This window comes from Brevibacterium rongguiense (genome assembly GCF_009857845.1).
GTDB lineage: Bacteria > Actinomycetota > Actinomycetes > Actinomycetales > Brevibacteriaceae > Brevibacterium > Brevibacterium rongguiense.
Map to the genome: position 1 here is coordinate 1 of NZ_WWEQ01000147.1, position 354 is coordinate 354.

General features: G+C 62.7%; 1 pseudogene. It reads left to right on the forward strand.

Annotated elements, in window-relative coordinates:
• Nucleotides 1-230: pseudogene (locus GSY69_RS13920) on the forward strand (IS481 family transposase); the annotation flags it as partial.
• Between the last annotated feature and the right edge of the window lie 124 nt (nucleotides 231-354).

Genomic DNA, 354 nt, shown 5'->3' on the forward strand with positions numbered 1-354 from the left:
GCAAGCTCAACGCCCGTGCCCAGGCCCGCCTCACCGGTGAGCGCGGCCACGACTACCGACCTCGTATCGGCACCGCATTCGTCCACACTGTCATCGATGACCACTCCCGGGTGGCCTACGCGGAGATCTGCGCCGATGAGAAGGCCCTCACTGCCATTGGTGTGCTCAACAGGGCCGTGGCGTGGTTTGCAGACCGTGGCGTGAGTGTTGAGCGCGTGCTGTCAGACAATGAAGCGCCCTGGGTTTGGTTCCGACTCATCTGAAGGAGAATCGGATCATGCCCAAGAAGTACGACCAGCAGTTGCGTGAGCACGCCGTCAGGATGGTGCTCGACAAGCGCGCCGCCGAAGCATG